The organism is Cohnella xylanilytica, assembly GCF_014212175.1.
In the GTDB taxonomy this organism is placed as follows: Bacteria; Bacillota; Bacilli; order Paenibacillales; family Paenibacillaceae; genus Cohnella; species Cohnella xylanilytica.
This window is the reverse complement of the sequence record NZ_JACJVR010000110.1, coordinates 1-14,181: the sequence shown is the minus strand read 5'-3', so window position 1 is coordinate 14,181 and position 14,181 is coordinate 1. Positions and strand designations below refer to the sequence as shown.

General features: G+C 61.6%; 13 protein-coding genes and 1 other annotated feature. Of the genes, 8 read left to right on the top strand and 5 right to left on the bottom strand.

Annotated elements, in window-relative coordinates:
- Position 1 precedes the first annotated feature (1 nt).
- Entirely contained in the window at positions 2–1,342 is a 1,341-nt protein-coding gene (locus H7B90_RS26565) for an LLM class flavin-dependent oxidoreductase (protein ID WP_185138924.1), read from the top strand.
- A gap of 183 nt (positions 1,343–1,525) precedes the next feature.
- Positions 1,526–2,071: a GNAT family N-acetyltransferase gene (locus H7B90_RS26560; protein ID WP_185138923.1), complete on the top strand. Its 546-nt coding sequence runs from the start codon at positions 1,526–1,528 to the stop codon at positions 2,069–2,071.
- 60 nt (positions 2,072–2,131) lie between these two features.
- Here the strand turns inward: H7B90_RS26560 and H7B90_RS26555 are convergent, their stop codons facing one another.
- On the bottom strand, positions 2,132–2,395 hold the full coding sequence (locus tag H7B90_RS26555) for a hypothetical protein (protein WP_185138922.1): 264 nt from the start codon (positions 2,393–2,395) through the stop codon (positions 2,132–2,134).
- A gap of 180 nt (positions 2,396–2,575) precedes the next feature.
- Between H7B90_RS26555 and H7B90_RS26550 the strand changes: the two genes are divergently transcribed.
- The 5 genes from H7B90_RS26550 to H7B90_RS26530 all read left to right on the top strand — a co-directional run bounded on the left by H7B90_RS26550 (position 2,576) and on the right by H7B90_RS26530 (position 9,104).
- Positions 2,576–3,415 (top strand): sugar phosphate isomerase/epimerase family protein, encoded by an 840-nt coding sequence (locus H7B90_RS26550; protein WP_185138921.1) that lies wholly within the window; start codon positions 2,576–2,578, stop codon positions 3,413–3,415.
- 1,030 nt (positions 3,416–4,445) lie between these two features.
- The gene (locus H7B90_RS26545) at positions 4,446–5,963 is read left to right on the top strand and encodes a DHA2 family efflux MFS transporter permease subunit (RefSeq protein WP_185138920.1); all 1,518 of its coding nucleotides are present in this window, start codon (positions 4,446–4,448) and stop codon (positions 5,961–5,963) included.
- A 64-nt stretch (positions 5,964–6,027) separates the two neighbouring features.
- Entirely contained in the window at positions 6,028–6,630 is a 603-nt protein-coding gene (locus tag H7B90_RS26540) for an acyl-CoA-like ligand-binding transcription factor (protein ID WP_311772819.1), read from the top strand.
- Positions 6,631–6,728: 98 nt separating this feature from the next.
- The gene (locus tag H7B90_RS26535) at positions 6,729–7,529 is read left to right on the top strand and encodes a polysaccharide deacetylase family protein (protein WP_185138919.1); all 801 of its coding nucleotides are present in this window, start codon (positions 6,729–6,731) and stop codon (positions 7,527–7,529) included.
- A 107-nt stretch (positions 7,530–7,636) separates the two neighbouring features.
- Positions 7,637–7,877 (top strand) — a binding site (T-box leader).
- 48 nt (positions 7,878–7,925) lie between these two features.
- On the top strand, positions 7,926–9,104 hold the full coding sequence (locus H7B90_RS26530) for an aminotransferase class I/II-fold pyridoxal phosphate-dependent enzyme (RefSeq protein WP_185138918.1): 1,179 nt from the start codon (positions 7,926–7,928) through the stop codon (positions 9,102–9,104).
- A gap of 123 nt (positions 9,105–9,227) precedes the next feature.
- On the opposite strand, the gene H7B90_RS26525 is transcribed toward H7B90_RS26530, so the two are convergent.
- The 4 genes from H7B90_RS26525 to H7B90_RS26510 all read right to left on the bottom strand — a co-directional run bounded on the left by H7B90_RS26525 (position 9,228) and on the right by H7B90_RS26510 (position 13,347).
- Positions 9,228–10,370 carry a Ger(x)C family spore germination protein gene (locus H7B90_RS26525; RefSeq protein ID WP_185138917.1) on the bottom strand — a complete coding sequence of 381 codons (1,143 nt, stop codon included), beginning with the start codon at positions 10,368–10,370 and terminating at the stop codon, positions 9,228–9,230.
- The gene (locus tag H7B90_RS26520; protein WP_185138916.1) at positions 10,367–11,845 is read right to left on the bottom strand and encodes a spore germination protein; all 1,479 of its coding nucleotides are present in this window, start codon (positions 11,843–11,845) and stop codon (positions 10,367–10,369) included. The genes H7B90_RS26525 and H7B90_RS26520 overlap by 4 nt, the downstream gene beginning before the upstream one ends.
- Positions 11,842–12,939: an endospore germination permease gene (locus tag H7B90_RS26515; RefSeq protein WP_185138915.1), complete on the bottom strand. Its 1,098-nt coding sequence runs from the start codon at positions 12,937–12,939 to the stop codon at positions 11,842–11,844. The genes H7B90_RS26520 and H7B90_RS26515 overlap by 4 nt, the downstream gene beginning before the upstream one ends.
- Positions 12,940–13,044: 105 nt before the next feature.
- A complete protein-coding gene (locus tag H7B90_RS26510) occupies positions 13,045–13,347 on the bottom strand; it encodes a hypothetical protein (RefSeq protein WP_185138914.1) in 303 nt (100 codons plus the stop codon).
- Between the two features lie 184 nt (positions 13,348–13,531).
- Here H7B90_RS26510 and H7B90_RS26505 point away from each other — a divergent pair, with 184 nt between their 5' ends.
- Positions 13,532–14,128 carry an AAA family ATPase gene (locus tag H7B90_RS26505; RefSeq protein ID WP_185138913.1) on the top strand — a complete coding sequence of 199 codons (597 nt, stop codon included), beginning with the start codon at positions 13,532–13,534 and terminating at the stop codon, positions 14,126–14,128.
- Positions 14,129–14,181: the final 53 nt, after the last annotated feature.

Below are 14,181 nucleotides of genomic sequence, written 5' to 3'. Positions count from 1 at the left end.
CATGGGCAACGCGAGGAGACAATTGAGATTCGGGGCGGCGCTGCACGGGGCGGGAGGCAATATGGCTTCCTGGAGGCATCCCGAAGCGCCTTCGGACGCCAGCGTCAATTTTCCCTATTACAAGAGTCAGGCTCTCAAAGCCGAAGAGGGCAAGTTCGACTTCCTGTTCATCGCGGACGGCCTGTATATCAACGAGAAGTCGATCCCGCACTTCCTGAACCGCTTCGAGCCGATCACGATTCTGTCGGCGCTGGCGGCGGTCACGTCGCGCATCGGCGTCGTCGGCACGCTGTCGACGTCGTACAGCGAACCGTTCACGGTGGCGAGGCAATTCGGTTCGCTCGACCATATCAGCGGCGGGCGCGCGGGCTGGAACGTCGTCACGTCGCCGCTCGAAGGCTCGGCGCTCAACTACTCCAAGGCCGAGCATCCGAACCATGCGCTTCGCTACCGGATCGCGAACGAATACCTGGAAGTGACGAAGGGGCTGTGGGACTCCTGGGAAGACGACGCGTTCATCCGCGACAAGGAGTCCGGCGTCTTCTTCGATCCGGCCAAGCTCCACCGGCTGAACCACAAGGGGGAGTTCTTCTCGGTGCAGGGGCCGCTCAATATCGCCCGCTCGAGGCAGGGTCAGCCGGTCATCTTCCAGGCCGGCGCTTCGGAGGACGGGCGAAGCTTCGCCGCCAAGGTGGCCGACGCCATCTTCACGAACGGAGAGACGTTCGAAGAAGCGAGAAGCTATTATGCCGATGTCAAAAGAAGGGTGAAGGAAGCGGGCCGCGATCCGGAGCGGGTGCTGATCTTCCCGGGCATCGGCCCGATTGTCGGCGGAACGGAAGAGGAAGCGGAGCGCCGCTACCGGGAAGCCGCCGAGCTCGTCTCCGTGGACAACGCGCTCGATTATCTCGGCCGCTTTTTCGAACATCACGACTTCTCGCGATATCCGCTGGACGAACCGTTTCCGGAGCTCGGGGAACTCGGCCGGAACAGCTTCCGGAGCACGACGGACAAGATCAAGCGCGAAGCGAAGGAGAACGGCTGGACGCTGCGAGAGACCGCGCTTCGGGTCACGACGCCGAGGGGAGCGTTCATCGGCGCGCCGGAGCAGGTCGCCGACCGGATTCAGGCCTGGTTCGAGCAAGGCGCGGCGGACGGCTTCATCGTCGGACCGGGCGTTCCCGGCGGATTGGGCGACTTCGTCGACGAAGTGCTGCCGATTCTGCGCAGGCGCGGCTTGTTCCGCGAAGAGTACGAGAGCGACACGCTAAGAGGCCATCTCGGGCTGCCGATTCCGGAGAATCGGTACGCAGTCGAGCGGCGACTGGCCGAGCGCGTGTGACGAAGGCTCCGGGATCGACCGTAGGGGCCTGTCGCCGGAAGCTGTCGAGACCGAAGCGACGAACAATCCCCAGACTCCTTGCGGGCGAGCTCGTTCGCAGAGGCCTGGGTAAGCTTGTCTGTCCTCCTCTTCGCGTGTTAACCTAACCGTGCGTAGGTTAGAACGAACGCTAGGAGGCGCGAAATGTCCGATTACGAGATCGTTCAGAAGCGGATTGTTGCCGATCTGACGTCGGCTCAAGCCGTCCCCGGCGATATTCCCCAGGTGACGGAATTGCTCGTCGGCGTCGCGAAGTGGCTGCAGAGCCGCGGCTCGACCCAATGGCAAGGACTGCTGTACGGCGAAGACTCGCATCAGACGCCGGAGGCGATCCGCCGGGGGAACGTCTTCCTGTTCAAGAACGGAGGCGAGGTCGCGGGGATGGTCATGCTGCTGAGGGAACCGAGCGAATGGGACCGGGAGCTGTGGGGAGACGAGGGGCACGAGAGCTCGATCTATCTGCACCGGCTGGCCGTCAACCGCGCCTATTCGGGCCAAGGGCTCGGAGAAGCCATTCTCGGCTGGGCCGAATCGGGCATCCGCTTCCCGGGGAAGGAGAGAATCCGGCTCGACTGCATCGCGTCGAATCCGGTCCTGAATTCGTTCTACCGGAAAATGGGGTATGCATACGCGGGCGCCGCGGTCAATCCTCACGGGGAATTCAGCAAGTACGAGAGACGGCTCCCTTGAGCCGAACGGGAAGACCGCCGGCGCCATGAGGCGCGCGGCGGTCTTCTTCGCTAGGCGGGACTAGGAGCTTCGGCCCGTCAGCTTGGCGTATTTGCGCTCGTTGCCTTCCCATCTCATCCCGGAGATCATCGCTCCGAGTGTAGGGAAGATCAGCAAACGGCCGAGCAGATAGGGGTAGTGGATTTCTCCGTTGTTCGCCAGCTCGAGGACGGAGAACAGAACGACGCAGCCCATGCCGATCAGCAGCAGGCCGTATCGCATGACGTAGTTCTTTTTGCCGAGGGCGCGCTTGCGCTCCCAGTTCCGGACGAAGGATGAATTCAAGACGGTTCCCTGCTCTCTCTGCCAATGGAATTGATCCTCTCGGCGGTGTTCCGAATCGTTCAACCTATACTATAATATGGGTTGACGTTCGCTCGCAACCTCGAATGAGAACGATTCCAACACCGAAGAGGCCGCAGTCCGGGGTGCGTTCCATACCAGAATCGGTCAGGAGATGAGAAGATGTCTTATCTATCGGTCAGCACTTGGAGTTTGCATCGATTGCTCGGTCCTCTTCGTTGGACGTATTGGGAGGAAGAGACCCGGCAGCACAAGACGGCGGTGCAGGAGCAGCCCGAGGAGCTGACGCTGCTCGAGCTGCCGGCGGAGGCGGCGCGGCGCGGATATCGCGCCGTGGAGATCTGCCATTTCCACTTCCCGTCTACGGAGCAAGAGTACTTGAGCCGGCTTCGGGAGGCGTTCGCTTCGGCGGCCGTCTCGTTCGACACGCTGCTGCTCGATTACGGAGATCTCACGTCGGCGGACGAGACCCGCAGGCGCGCGGACGCCGAGCTGGCGAAGAAGTGGATCTCCGTCGCGGCCGAGGCCGGGGCCAAGCGGATTCGGATTATCGCCGGAGAGGCCGAGCCGGACGACGAGGCGGCGATCGGCCTGTCCGCGCGAGAATTGAACGAGCTCGGCCGATTCGCCGATGCGCTCGGGGTCCGGGTCGTCACCGAGAACTTCAAGGCGCTGACCTCGACGGGAAGAAGCTGCGAGAAGCTGCTCGGCCGGCTGAATCCCGGGATCGGGATGATTACGGACTTCGGCAACTTCGAGCCGCCGTCGAAGTACGGGGAATTCGGGCTTATTCTGCCCCGGAGCGCGTCGGTTCACGTCAAGCCGATCTATGACGAGAACGGGATTCCCGACGAGGAGGAGCTGCTCCGGTGCCTCGACGCCGTGAAGGCATCCGGGTACGACGGGCCGGCGGTGCTTATCTACGACGGACCCGGGGACATGTGGGAAGGTCTGGAGCGGGTACGCGCCATCGTCGAGCCGTATTTGGGGATCGAATCCTGAGGCGAGGGTGAGCCTTGTCTTGCGTATAGGCCTATCGCGCGAAGGGGCTGTCCTCGGGGCCGCAACGGCCTCGGGGATCGTTCTTATATCGGCGGCGCGACCGGCGAAGCCAGTCTCTTCTAGCCTTAGAAGATCCGGCCGCGGGAGGGGAGGGCCACGATTGTGAACGGACAAGTCGATCGAGAAGAGTTCCGCGGCTCGGGCGAACTTGAAGTTGACGACATTTTGAATTGACTTGCAGCAAGCAACCGCATCCATCCGCATGGAAAAATGTACGCGAACGGTCTATTGAGAAACTATGGTTTTGCATTCAAAGAGAAAGCGGCCGATTCTCAAATCGAATAGCTGAGAACGCGTATAAACGGGCGCCTTCCCGACGATTATATCCGATTTTTGCGGCATACGACGGCCTATCTTTCAATGAGTACAGCGGAAGCTGCGAGTCGGAGCTTCACGATGTCGAATCAATTTTAACGATACGAGAGATGTTTGATTTTTATCCTCCGCAGATGCTTATCGTAGGCCGACGCAGCGGAGGACAGACGCAAATTCTGATTCATACGGATGAAGCGGATCCGAGCAGAGGCATGTATGCCATCGTTCCTATCGGCGATGATTTTTTTATGATTTGAACTGCAATTTTACGCAATTTCTAGATAGGTTTATTAGCTCGTACGGCTCCGAGTTTTGGCGCTGGGGTTACGATGGCGGTCGCAAAGTAAGCAAATAGATGGAGTAGGATCGGAGCCTTGTTGGATAGGCCGTCTATCTTGTTTTAGAGACGACACGCTGTAGGGCCTCATGTACGTTTGGGCGATCTACAAAAAAGTCGACGAACCGAGACCATGTCTTGGTTCTCGGCTTTTTTCTTTTTGAAGACGAGGGGGGAGTTGGAGGTTTGATGAGAACCGCACGGTTCGTTCGAGATCGAAAAAAAATGAAATTAAGTTTAAATTGACAGTGACTATCAAAAGAATTAAACTTCCACTATGGGTCCAGAAGGACCGATCGAAAGGTGGATGATAGTACGATGCAAGCGAATGGCAACCGCAAATGGTGGATTCTGGGCGCGCTCTCCTTCGGGCTGCTCGCGATCGCCCTGGACATGACGATTCTGAACGTCGCGCTGCCGACTCTGGCGACCGATCTGAACGCGTCTACGAGCTCGCTGCAGTGGATCGTCGATTCCTACAACCTGGTGCTGGCGGCGATCCTGCTGCCGGCCGGCATGCTGGGCGACCGCTTCGGCCGCAAGAGATTCCTGCTTGCGGCGCTCGTTCTGTTCGGAGCCGCCTCCGCGGCCTGCGCCTTCTCCGGCTCGGCATCGGCGCTGGTCGTCGCTCGGGCCTTCCTCGGCTTAGGGGCGGCGTTCGTCCTGCCGCTGTCGATGTCGATTCTGCCCGTGCTGTTCCAAGGGCCGGAGAGAACGAAGGCGATGATGATCTGGGCGATGGCGAATATGCTCGGCATCCCGCTCGGACCGATCGTCGGAGGCTGGCTGCTGAAGCATTACGACTGGGGCTCGGTCTTCCTGCTTAACCTTCCGCTCGTCGCGGTCGCGATCGCCGCCATCGGATGGCTGCTCCCGGAGTCGAGAAGCGAAGCGAAGCGCCGTCTCGACGTGCTCGGCATTCTGACGTCGAGCGTTGGGCTCGTGAGTCTGACCTACGGCGTCATCCGGACGGGCGAGCACAGCTGGTCCGATCCGACGGCGCTCGCGACGATGGCGGCCGGAGCGGTGCTGCTCGCCGTGTTCGTTCTCTGGGAGCGGAGGACGTCCGAGCCTCTTATCGACTTGTCCTTGTTCCGATCCGCGAGCTTCACCTGGGGAACCTTGCTCGCCACGGTCGTCTCCTTCGCCCTGTTCGGCTTGATCTTCGCCGTCCCCCAATACTTCCAGGCCATTCTGGGCGCGGATACTCTCGGCTCCGGCCTGCGCCTTCTCCCGTTGATCGGCGGCTTGATCGTCGGAGCCAAGGCCGCCCAATCCCTGCTTCCCCGCTTCGGGGCCAAGTCGATCGCCGCGGCCGGATTCGCCGTTCTGGCTGCCGGCTTCCTCATCGGAACGGGCACCGGAGCGGACACCGGCTACGGCTTCATGGCGTCGTGGCTGATCGTCTCCGGGCTGGGCCTCGGGTTCGCGCTTCCGACGTCGATGGATGCCGCGCTCGGCGAGCTGTCCGCCGAACGGAGCGGGGTCGGGTCGGCTCTGATCATGGCGCTGCGCCAAGTCGGCGGCTCGCTGGGCGTCGCCCTGCTCGGAGCCGCCATGAACGGAGCCTATCGGTCGAAGCTGCAATTGGACGGCGTTCCCGCGGAGGCAGCGAACGCGGTCAGGCAGAGCGTGGCCGCGGGTGCGGCGGCGGCGCATCGGCTCGGTTCGGAGTCGCTGATCGCGAACGTGAACCGCGCCTTCTCGGGCGGGATGGACATCTTGCTCTGGATCTGCGGAGGAATCTCCGCGATCGGCGTCGTTCTCGCGCTGCTGTATCTGCCTCGGGGCAGCTCCTCCTCCCGCGGCGGGGAAGCGGGACGGCTCGGCGCCTGACGTTGCCCGAGGCCCGTTCTTCGGGTTAAACTTGAAGGAACGAGAGTTTACCGGAGGCGATCGAGTGACAGCAACCGACTCACCCAAGACCGGGCTGCGGGAGAAGAAGAAGGCCAAGACCCGGGCGGTCATTCAAGCGAACGCGATGCGATTGTTCCGGGAGCAGGGGTATCAGGCGACGACGATCGAACAGATCGCGGACGCGTCGGAGGTGTCGCCGAGCACGATGTTCCGATACTTCCCGACGAAGGAAGCGCTTGTTATCGAGGACGAGTTCGACCCGATGCTGATCGAGCTGTACAGTCGTCAGCCGCCCGGGATGAGCCCGATTCAGGCCTTCTTGCAGACCGTCCGGGAAGGCTCTGCGCGAATTCCGCCCGAGGCCAGACGGGCGGTCCGCGAGCGGATGGAGCTGATCTATTCGGTTCCCGAGCTGCGCGCCGCCAATATGAGCCAGATGTCCGAGACGCTGAATCTCATCGCGGGACTGATCGCCGAGCGGACCGGCAAGGATCGCGGGGATTTGTCCGTTCTCGCCTTAGCCGGCGCGATCATCGGAGCGGTGCTCGGGGCCCATGCGTATTGCGCGTCGCACCCCGAGGAGGATTACATCGATGCGATACAGGACGCCCTCGAGCAGATGGACAGGACGATGACAAGCGGATGAATCGGCGATGAGGCGGCCTAGGCGGGCCCCCTCTCGTCATAATTGCCCTCCCGGCGAACCATACTACCTCAAGATTGGATTGCCGGGAGTGGATAAATGTGGGACACGGAATCGCGCGGCTAACGCTTGTCGCCGCCTGCTTGCTGACGCTGTGCGGGTTCACGGGCCAGCCGGTCGCGAACACGAGGGAGTATTACGAATCCCGGGGAGAGATCGTGTGGGAGGTGCCGACGGACGAGAAGCTGATCGCCTTGACCTTCGACGACGGTCCGGACGCGACGACGACGCTGCAGATTCTGGACCTGCTGGCGAAGTACGACGCGAAGGCGACGTTCTTCGTCGTGGGCAGAAGGGCCGAGCGATTCCCCGAAGTCGTGAAGCGGGAAGCGCTGGAAGGGCACGAGATCGCCAACCATACGTACAGCCATATGTACTTCAACCGCAAAGTCAGCGCATCGGCGATCGCCGGCGAGCTGGAGAAGACGTCGAATACGTTGACGGAGCTGACGGGCCGGAAGTGCCGATGGTTCCGGCCGCCCGGCGGGTTCTACAACGACACGGTCGTCCAGGTCGCGAAGGAACAGGGGTATACGCTGATCCTGTGGTCCTGGCATCAGGATACGCGGGACTGGATCTCTCCGGGAGTCGGGAAGATCGTCCGCAAGGTGCTGAACAACGCCCGCAACGGAGATATCGTGCTGCTGCACGACCATGTCGGCGGCGCCAACCAGACGGTGGCCGCGCTCGGCCAAATTCTGCCCGAGCTCCGCAACAGAGGCTATCGGATGGTAACCGTCTCCGAGCTCCTGCTGCACAAGAGATCGCAGCCCGTCAAGCTCTATCCCCGGAACGACCGGACGGGAGACAGACCGGGAGACCGAAGCGGAGGGGGGCGATGACCTGTCTCGCCCCCTGTCGCCTGATCGGCGAATCGCCAATCTTGTCAATTCCCCTTGCAACCGAAGGACGCCGTGATTATAATTACAGTTAATTTCATATCGATGGCATAAATTCGATGAAGAGGAAGAGTACGTTAGCCGTCTGATCCAACAGAGAGTCGGGAGCCGCTGAGACCCGACGTTCAGGCGATAACCGAACGCCCCCTCCGAGAAGCGCGCTGAATTCCAGTAGGTTGCGCCGCAATTCCAGCGTTAAAGGGAACGCGTATTGTTGGATACGTGTACGGAGTGCCGCCCGATTCGGGCGGAACGAGGGTGGTAACACGGGTTATGAGACTCGTCCCTGATGGGACGGGTTTTTTTGCGTTTTATCGAACCTAACAGGGGGAATGGAAGATGGTTACGCAGACGGTCAAGGATTTGGTCTCGCCGGTCGTCCGGGATATGCAGCCTTCGGGCATTCGCAAGTTCTTCGAGCTGATCGACGGGAAGAAGGACATTATCTCGCTGGGAGTGGGCGAACCGGACTTCGCGACTCCGGCACGCGTGCGGGAAGCTTGCATTCGCGCGTTGGAGGCCGGGAAGACGTCCTACACGCCGAATGCGGGGCTGCTCGAGCTGAGGGAAGAGATCGCCCGTTACTTAAGCGAGAGCTTCCGGCTGGACTACGAGCCGTCGAACGAGGTGCTCGTCACCGTCGGGAGCAGCGAATCGATCGATCTCGCCCTGAGAGCCGTCGTCAGCCCGGGAGACGAGATTCTCGTTCCGGTCCCGTGCTATATCTCGTATTCGCCGATTACGTCGCTCGGCGGCGGCAAGCCCGTCCCCGTCGAGACGACCGCGGCGAACGAATTCAAGCTGACGGCCGAAGCCCTGCTGAAGAAAATCACGCCGCGCACGAAGGTCCTCATTCTCTGTTACCCGAACAATCCGACCGGCGCGATCATGACGTACGAGGACTGGGTTCCCATCGCCAAGGTCGCGCGCGACCACAATCTGGTCGTCATCTCGGACGAGATCTACGCCGAGCTGACTTACGGGAGCAAGCACGTCAGCATCGCCTCGCTTCCCGGCATGAAGGAGCGGACGCTGCTCGTCAGCGGCTTCTCCAAGGCGTTCGCGATGACCGGCTGGCGCGTCGGCTACGTCTGCGGCCACCGGGACCTGATCGCCGCGATGCTGAAGATCCATCAATACACGATCATGTGCGCTCCGACGCTCGGCCAGATCGCGGCGATCGAATCCCTCCGCCACGGGCAGGAGGAGAAGGACTATATGGTCGAGTCCTACAATCAGCGCCGACAGCTGATGGTGCAGGGGTTCCGGGAGCTCGGGCTTCCGTGCCGCGAGCCTCTCGGCTCGTTCTACGTGTTCCCTTCGATCGCGCCAACCGGCCTTAGTTCCGAGCGGTTCGCCGAGAGGCTGCTGAACGAAGGGAAGGTCGTCGCCGTTCCGGGCAACGTGTTCGGCGAAGGGGGAGAGGGCTTCGTCCGCTGCTGCTACGCGACGTCGGTCGGCCAGCTTCACGAGGCGCTGGAACGAATCGGGGGCTTCCTGCGGGAACTGGCCGTATAGCGGGGCAGCCGAGTCGGGGCCGCGGGCCGATTCGTTGCCGCGAGCCTGGTTCGGCTGCCGCAAGCCTGGTTCGGCTGCCGCAAGCCGAGGCCCGATCAACGCCAAGCTCGCGGCTCGCCGCCTCTATCCCGTTCTCCCTTTGTACTTCCCGGTGTTCGTCAACCGCACCTTGACCTCGATGTCCCGGAGACTGCTGCGCTTCAGGAAGAACGCTCCGTCGCGATGAAGCTCGCGGAAGAGGCGGGGGTCATTCCGGTAGAGTACCTCGCCCAGCTTCAAGACGTCGCAGCCTTTGTCCACGCCGAAGCCGTAAGTCGCCCGGAGCTCGCTCTCGACGACCGCGGCCGTCTCCTTCTCGATCCGAGAGATGGCGGCATCCTGCAGCAATTCGTCGAGATACCCCTGCACCTTCACTTGGACGTCGAACTTGACGTCCTTCCCTTGGACGACGGGGTTCACCGAATACCGCGGCTTGATGAGAACGACGGTCGCCGCCGGCTTGCCGCGGTTCGGGACGTTCACGTGCGTGCGGACCAGCTTGCGCTGCGTCCACCGGGCGCCGAGCAGCTCTTCCTCGGACATCCACGTTTTCATTTTCGCCCCGTCGAAGAAGTAAGCGCCGGTAATCCGGAACATCGCGCGGCCGGCCTTGTCTTCCCGCCAATGGCCGCGATCGATGCCGATCGAGGGCAGCATGGCGGCTTCACCCGGCTCGTTAACCTGCCGGATGAACTGATTCCCGTAGATCGGCAGAATCGAGGATCTCTGCGAATAGAGCTGTCCCGGCGTGAACATGATCGTATCCAGCGGCGACAGGTTCAGAAGCGATTGCTGCGTCAGGATGTCCGTCAGCTTCTCCTTCGTCCCGTAGACGAGAATGTTATATCGGATCTCCCGATAGCGGTTGATGGCGTTATAGGCTTCCCTCATGCCCATCTTCATCATTCTCTCCGTGCAGACGATCGCCTTGACGTGCCCCCAGAAGATTCTCAGCTGCGACGTGGCGTTCAGCGAGCCGAGCGCTTCCGCGATCGACGTCCCGGTGCCGGAGCCGACCCAGACCGGAATCTCCTTGCCGACTTCCATGCTCTCCACGCGGGCGACGTTATTGAAGTTCAACACCTGCACGTACGCGGTGTATTTGCCCCCTTCGTAATCGAGCCCGATCGCCGTAATGTAAGCCATGTTCTGAATATCCTTCGAATTCCAGCAGCCGGGAAGCAGAAGGAGAAGAAGAGCGGCGAAGCCGATGCGGAATGCCTTCATCGCCCGTCGTCCCCTTGACGGTCCGGATCGGTCGGATGAATCGCCTTCGGCCTTCTTCTCATCAGGCTCCATGGCAATCGAATATAGGAGCGGATCATCTCTCTCGCGTTCGGCGGCGACCACGGCGCCATGTACGGCATCCCGAACGACTTCAGACGGGACATGTACGCCGCCAGCAGGATAATGCCGAGAATCAGCCCGTAGATGCCGAGGAACGATCCCATGAAGAAGAAAAAGAAACGGAACACGCTGATGATCGTGCTCAGCGACTGATTGACGAGCGTCACCCCGCTGACGGCCGTGATCGCGCCGACGACGACGACCGACGGAGAGACGAGACCCGCCCGGATGGCGGCGTCGCCGATGATCAGTCCTCCGATGGAAGCGAGCGTCTGGCCGATGTTGCTGGGAAGGCGGACGCCGGCTTCGCGGAAGATCTCGAGCAGCATAAGCAGGACGAACATCTCCATCTGGGCCGACAACGGAAGCCCGAGCCGCGAGACCGAGATCGTCGCCATCATCCGGAACGGGATCTGATCCTGATGGAACGCCATCAAGGCGACCCAGATGCCGGGCAGGAAGATCGAGAAGAACAGGCTGACCGCCCGGACGATGCGGGAGAAGCTGACGTAGGCGTAATTGAAATGGACGTCCTCGGGAGACTTGAGGATAAGCGACAGTCCCGCGGGACCGATCAGCGCGAACGGGTTGCCGTCGACGAACAAGACGAATCTCCCCGCCAACAAGCAGCTGAGCGCGAAATCCGGACGGCCCGTGAAGTCCATCAGCGGCAGAAGGGAGTGCCGCGAATCGCCCAGCATCTCTTCCAGCTGGTTGATGCTGTAGAGGCCGTCGATATCGATGCTCCCAAGCCGCGAACGGACGGTCTTCAGCACCTTCGGGTCGAGAAGGTCCTCGAAGTAGAGCAAGCCGATCTTCGTCTTCGTCCTTCGCCCGATCATCGTCGTCTCGTAGCACAGCGATTGGCTGCGTACCCTCTTGCGAAGCAGGGCCACGTTCGTGTTGATGTCCTCGATGAACCCGTCCCGCGGACCTTTGATCGAGATCTCGGTGCTCGATTCGTCGGGCTGCCTCGCGGGGCGGAAGTCCATGCTCATCCGGTACAGGGACGCGCTGTCGTCGAACAGGATCAGCAGGTCTCCCTGGAAGATCGATTCGGCGATCTCTTCGGTCGTCGCCCCGTCCTTCATCCGAATAAGCGGAAGGCTGCCCGACAGCAGCTCGATCCTTCGCTGGACGCCGGGTTCTTCCCGGAACAGGCGGCGCAATTCGGGAATGACGACGAGACTGAGATGGGTGCCGATGACGAGTCCTTCGACGTACACGAACGTAACCGAGCCGCCCTCCGATTCTGCGAACCGGCTGCTCTGGATATGAACGTCGGCGCAGCGGGCGAACGTCTCGCGGAATCTCTCCTCCGACCAGGCCAGCGGGATTCCCGTCTGCGCGCTCATGCGATCTCCTCCTTGCGGGGAAGCGGCTTCTTGATCAGGGAGACGACGAACCAGACGAGCGAGATGCAGGATGCGACAAGGAGGGAGTACGGGAAGTAGATCCGGTACATCCATAGGTAGAAGTCGTACTCGTTGATCGGGATCATCGCGCCGATCACGTAACTGGCCGCGACGGCGACGATGAACCAGGCCCGGCGTCCGGCCCGGCGGAACGGCAGCAGCTCGGCCAGCAGGAAGAGCGCCAGACTGACGCGGACGCTGGCGCCCGACAGCCACTGGTAGATGGAGAAAAAGTCGACGTGCTCGACGTACGGTCCCAGCTTGACGAGCCGCCATTGCTCGTAAGGGGACTCGAGCTGCTTGGCCGCTTCCTTCGGGCCGAATTCCGTGATCGCGCCGATGACGGGTCCAATCATGATATAGAGGGAGATCAAGCCGAACAGCATGAGCTGCCATGGCCGCACCCGAGTCTTGAGGCGATGCTGCATCAGGATCAGCACGATAAGCTCGACGAATCCGCCGCCCGCGAACACCATCCCGTCCAGTACGGGCGTCCAGCCGCGTTCGACGAACGGCTTGAGCAGCTGGAAGTTTTTCTCCGGCCCGTTGGAGATTGCCACGAAGAAGCCGAGCAGAATGACGAAGGGAAGCAGAAGACCGGAAGTGACGGCAATGACCCGAAGCCCCCATACGGCGCACAAGGCGCATAGAACCGTCAGCGTCAGGATCAGAAGGATCTTGGGGCTCGCGGGAAGATAATTGGTGATCGTCCAGGTGGACGTATGGATGACGGTCATTCCGCCGATCAGATAGAGCTGAAGGCAGACGGGGAACAGCAGGATCCAGGAGATCGCGGGATGCGTTCTCTCCGCCAGCCAAGGCTGAAGCTTGCGCTGGCCCGATCGCCGCATGAGCAGTGCGAGAATGGCGCACCAGGGAAGAAGCGCGAAGCCCGTGCAGAGCACGGAGATCCAGGAGTCCCTTCCGGCCGCGTCCAGCAGAAGGGGATTCACGATGACGTGGTTCGTCAGCCCGTTCATCAGCAGCAGGATCATGCATGCCTGCAGAAAGGAGATTTTGCCGCCGGATTCCATTCGAGCCTCACGCACCCTTGCTGGAAAAAGATTGAAACCACACGTATTGTGGCCCGGCGGCGGCCGAATTATGTGGGGAGGCGGGTACGGAGGCGGGGAGGGAGGCTATTCGAGACGGAATCTCTCCAGGTGATCGGTCAACCCTTCCTTGCGCAGAATCTCGGCTTGCTTCGAGCCGATCAGATCGAAGTGGGGGAAGGCGTCCCGGTCGTGAATGTACCGGGGATTCAAGCCGTTCTCGCGGCACCAGGCGGCAAGCCGGCCCTTATCGGCGCAGCCGACCTTGGTGACGGTGGTGCAGCCCGGGAACCGGGGGTCGAGCCAGTAGTGGGTGAGGAACGCGATCTCGCCTCTCGACACCGCGCTTTTCCAACGGTTCAGTTCGTCTCTCGTTATGCCGAATGCCATAATTCCCGTCTCCATGCGCTTGGCGCGATATTTGACAGTATCCTATCAGATTCCGGGACGGATGGGAAGTGGAGCGGGAAGGGGCGGCGGTCGCGGACGGATTCGGGTTCGTGGTAGAATAGGGGACGAATCCGCAGCCGGAACGGCGAAGAAGGAGATGCGCGAAGAGAGGAGAGGGCCGAGTTTGCCGAAAATGGTGTTTTTCATAGGGGCCGCGGGAGCGGGCAAAACGACCGCCGCCATGGCGCTCGTCCGCCGGCGGCCCGCCGCGTTCCTGGACATGGACACGCTGCTGCGTCCGGCGGCCGAGGCGATCATGAAGGTCGCCGGGCTCGATCCGGACGACCGGGATTCGCCGGCCTACAAGGAGCTGTGCCGGGATCTCGGCTACCGGATCACGATGAACGCGGCGGCGGAGAACGTCCGTCTCGGAATGGACGCCTATCTGATCGGACCGTTCACTCAAGAGACGGCCGATCCGGATTGGCTCGAACGGGAGCTCGCGGCGCTCGGGGAGGCGGCGGCCGGGGTCGAGGTCAAGGTCGTCTACGTCTACCTGGAGAACGAGGAGAAGTACCGGGAGCGCATTCAGAGTCGGGAGCTGGCGACGGACGAATGGAAGCTCCGCCACTGGGAGCAGTTCAGCCGGTCCCTCGCGCGCAGGGACGTCCGCTGGAACCTGCCCGAAGGCTCGGTGCTCCGCTTCGACAATTCGGGGGAATGGAACGAGGAGAAGACGAACGTCCTCGAGCGCTTCGTATACGGGGAATCGAAAATTTGAGATGCCATCGACGTCCGTCGGACGCCGGTGGCTTTTTTCTACGGCGTGCCCAG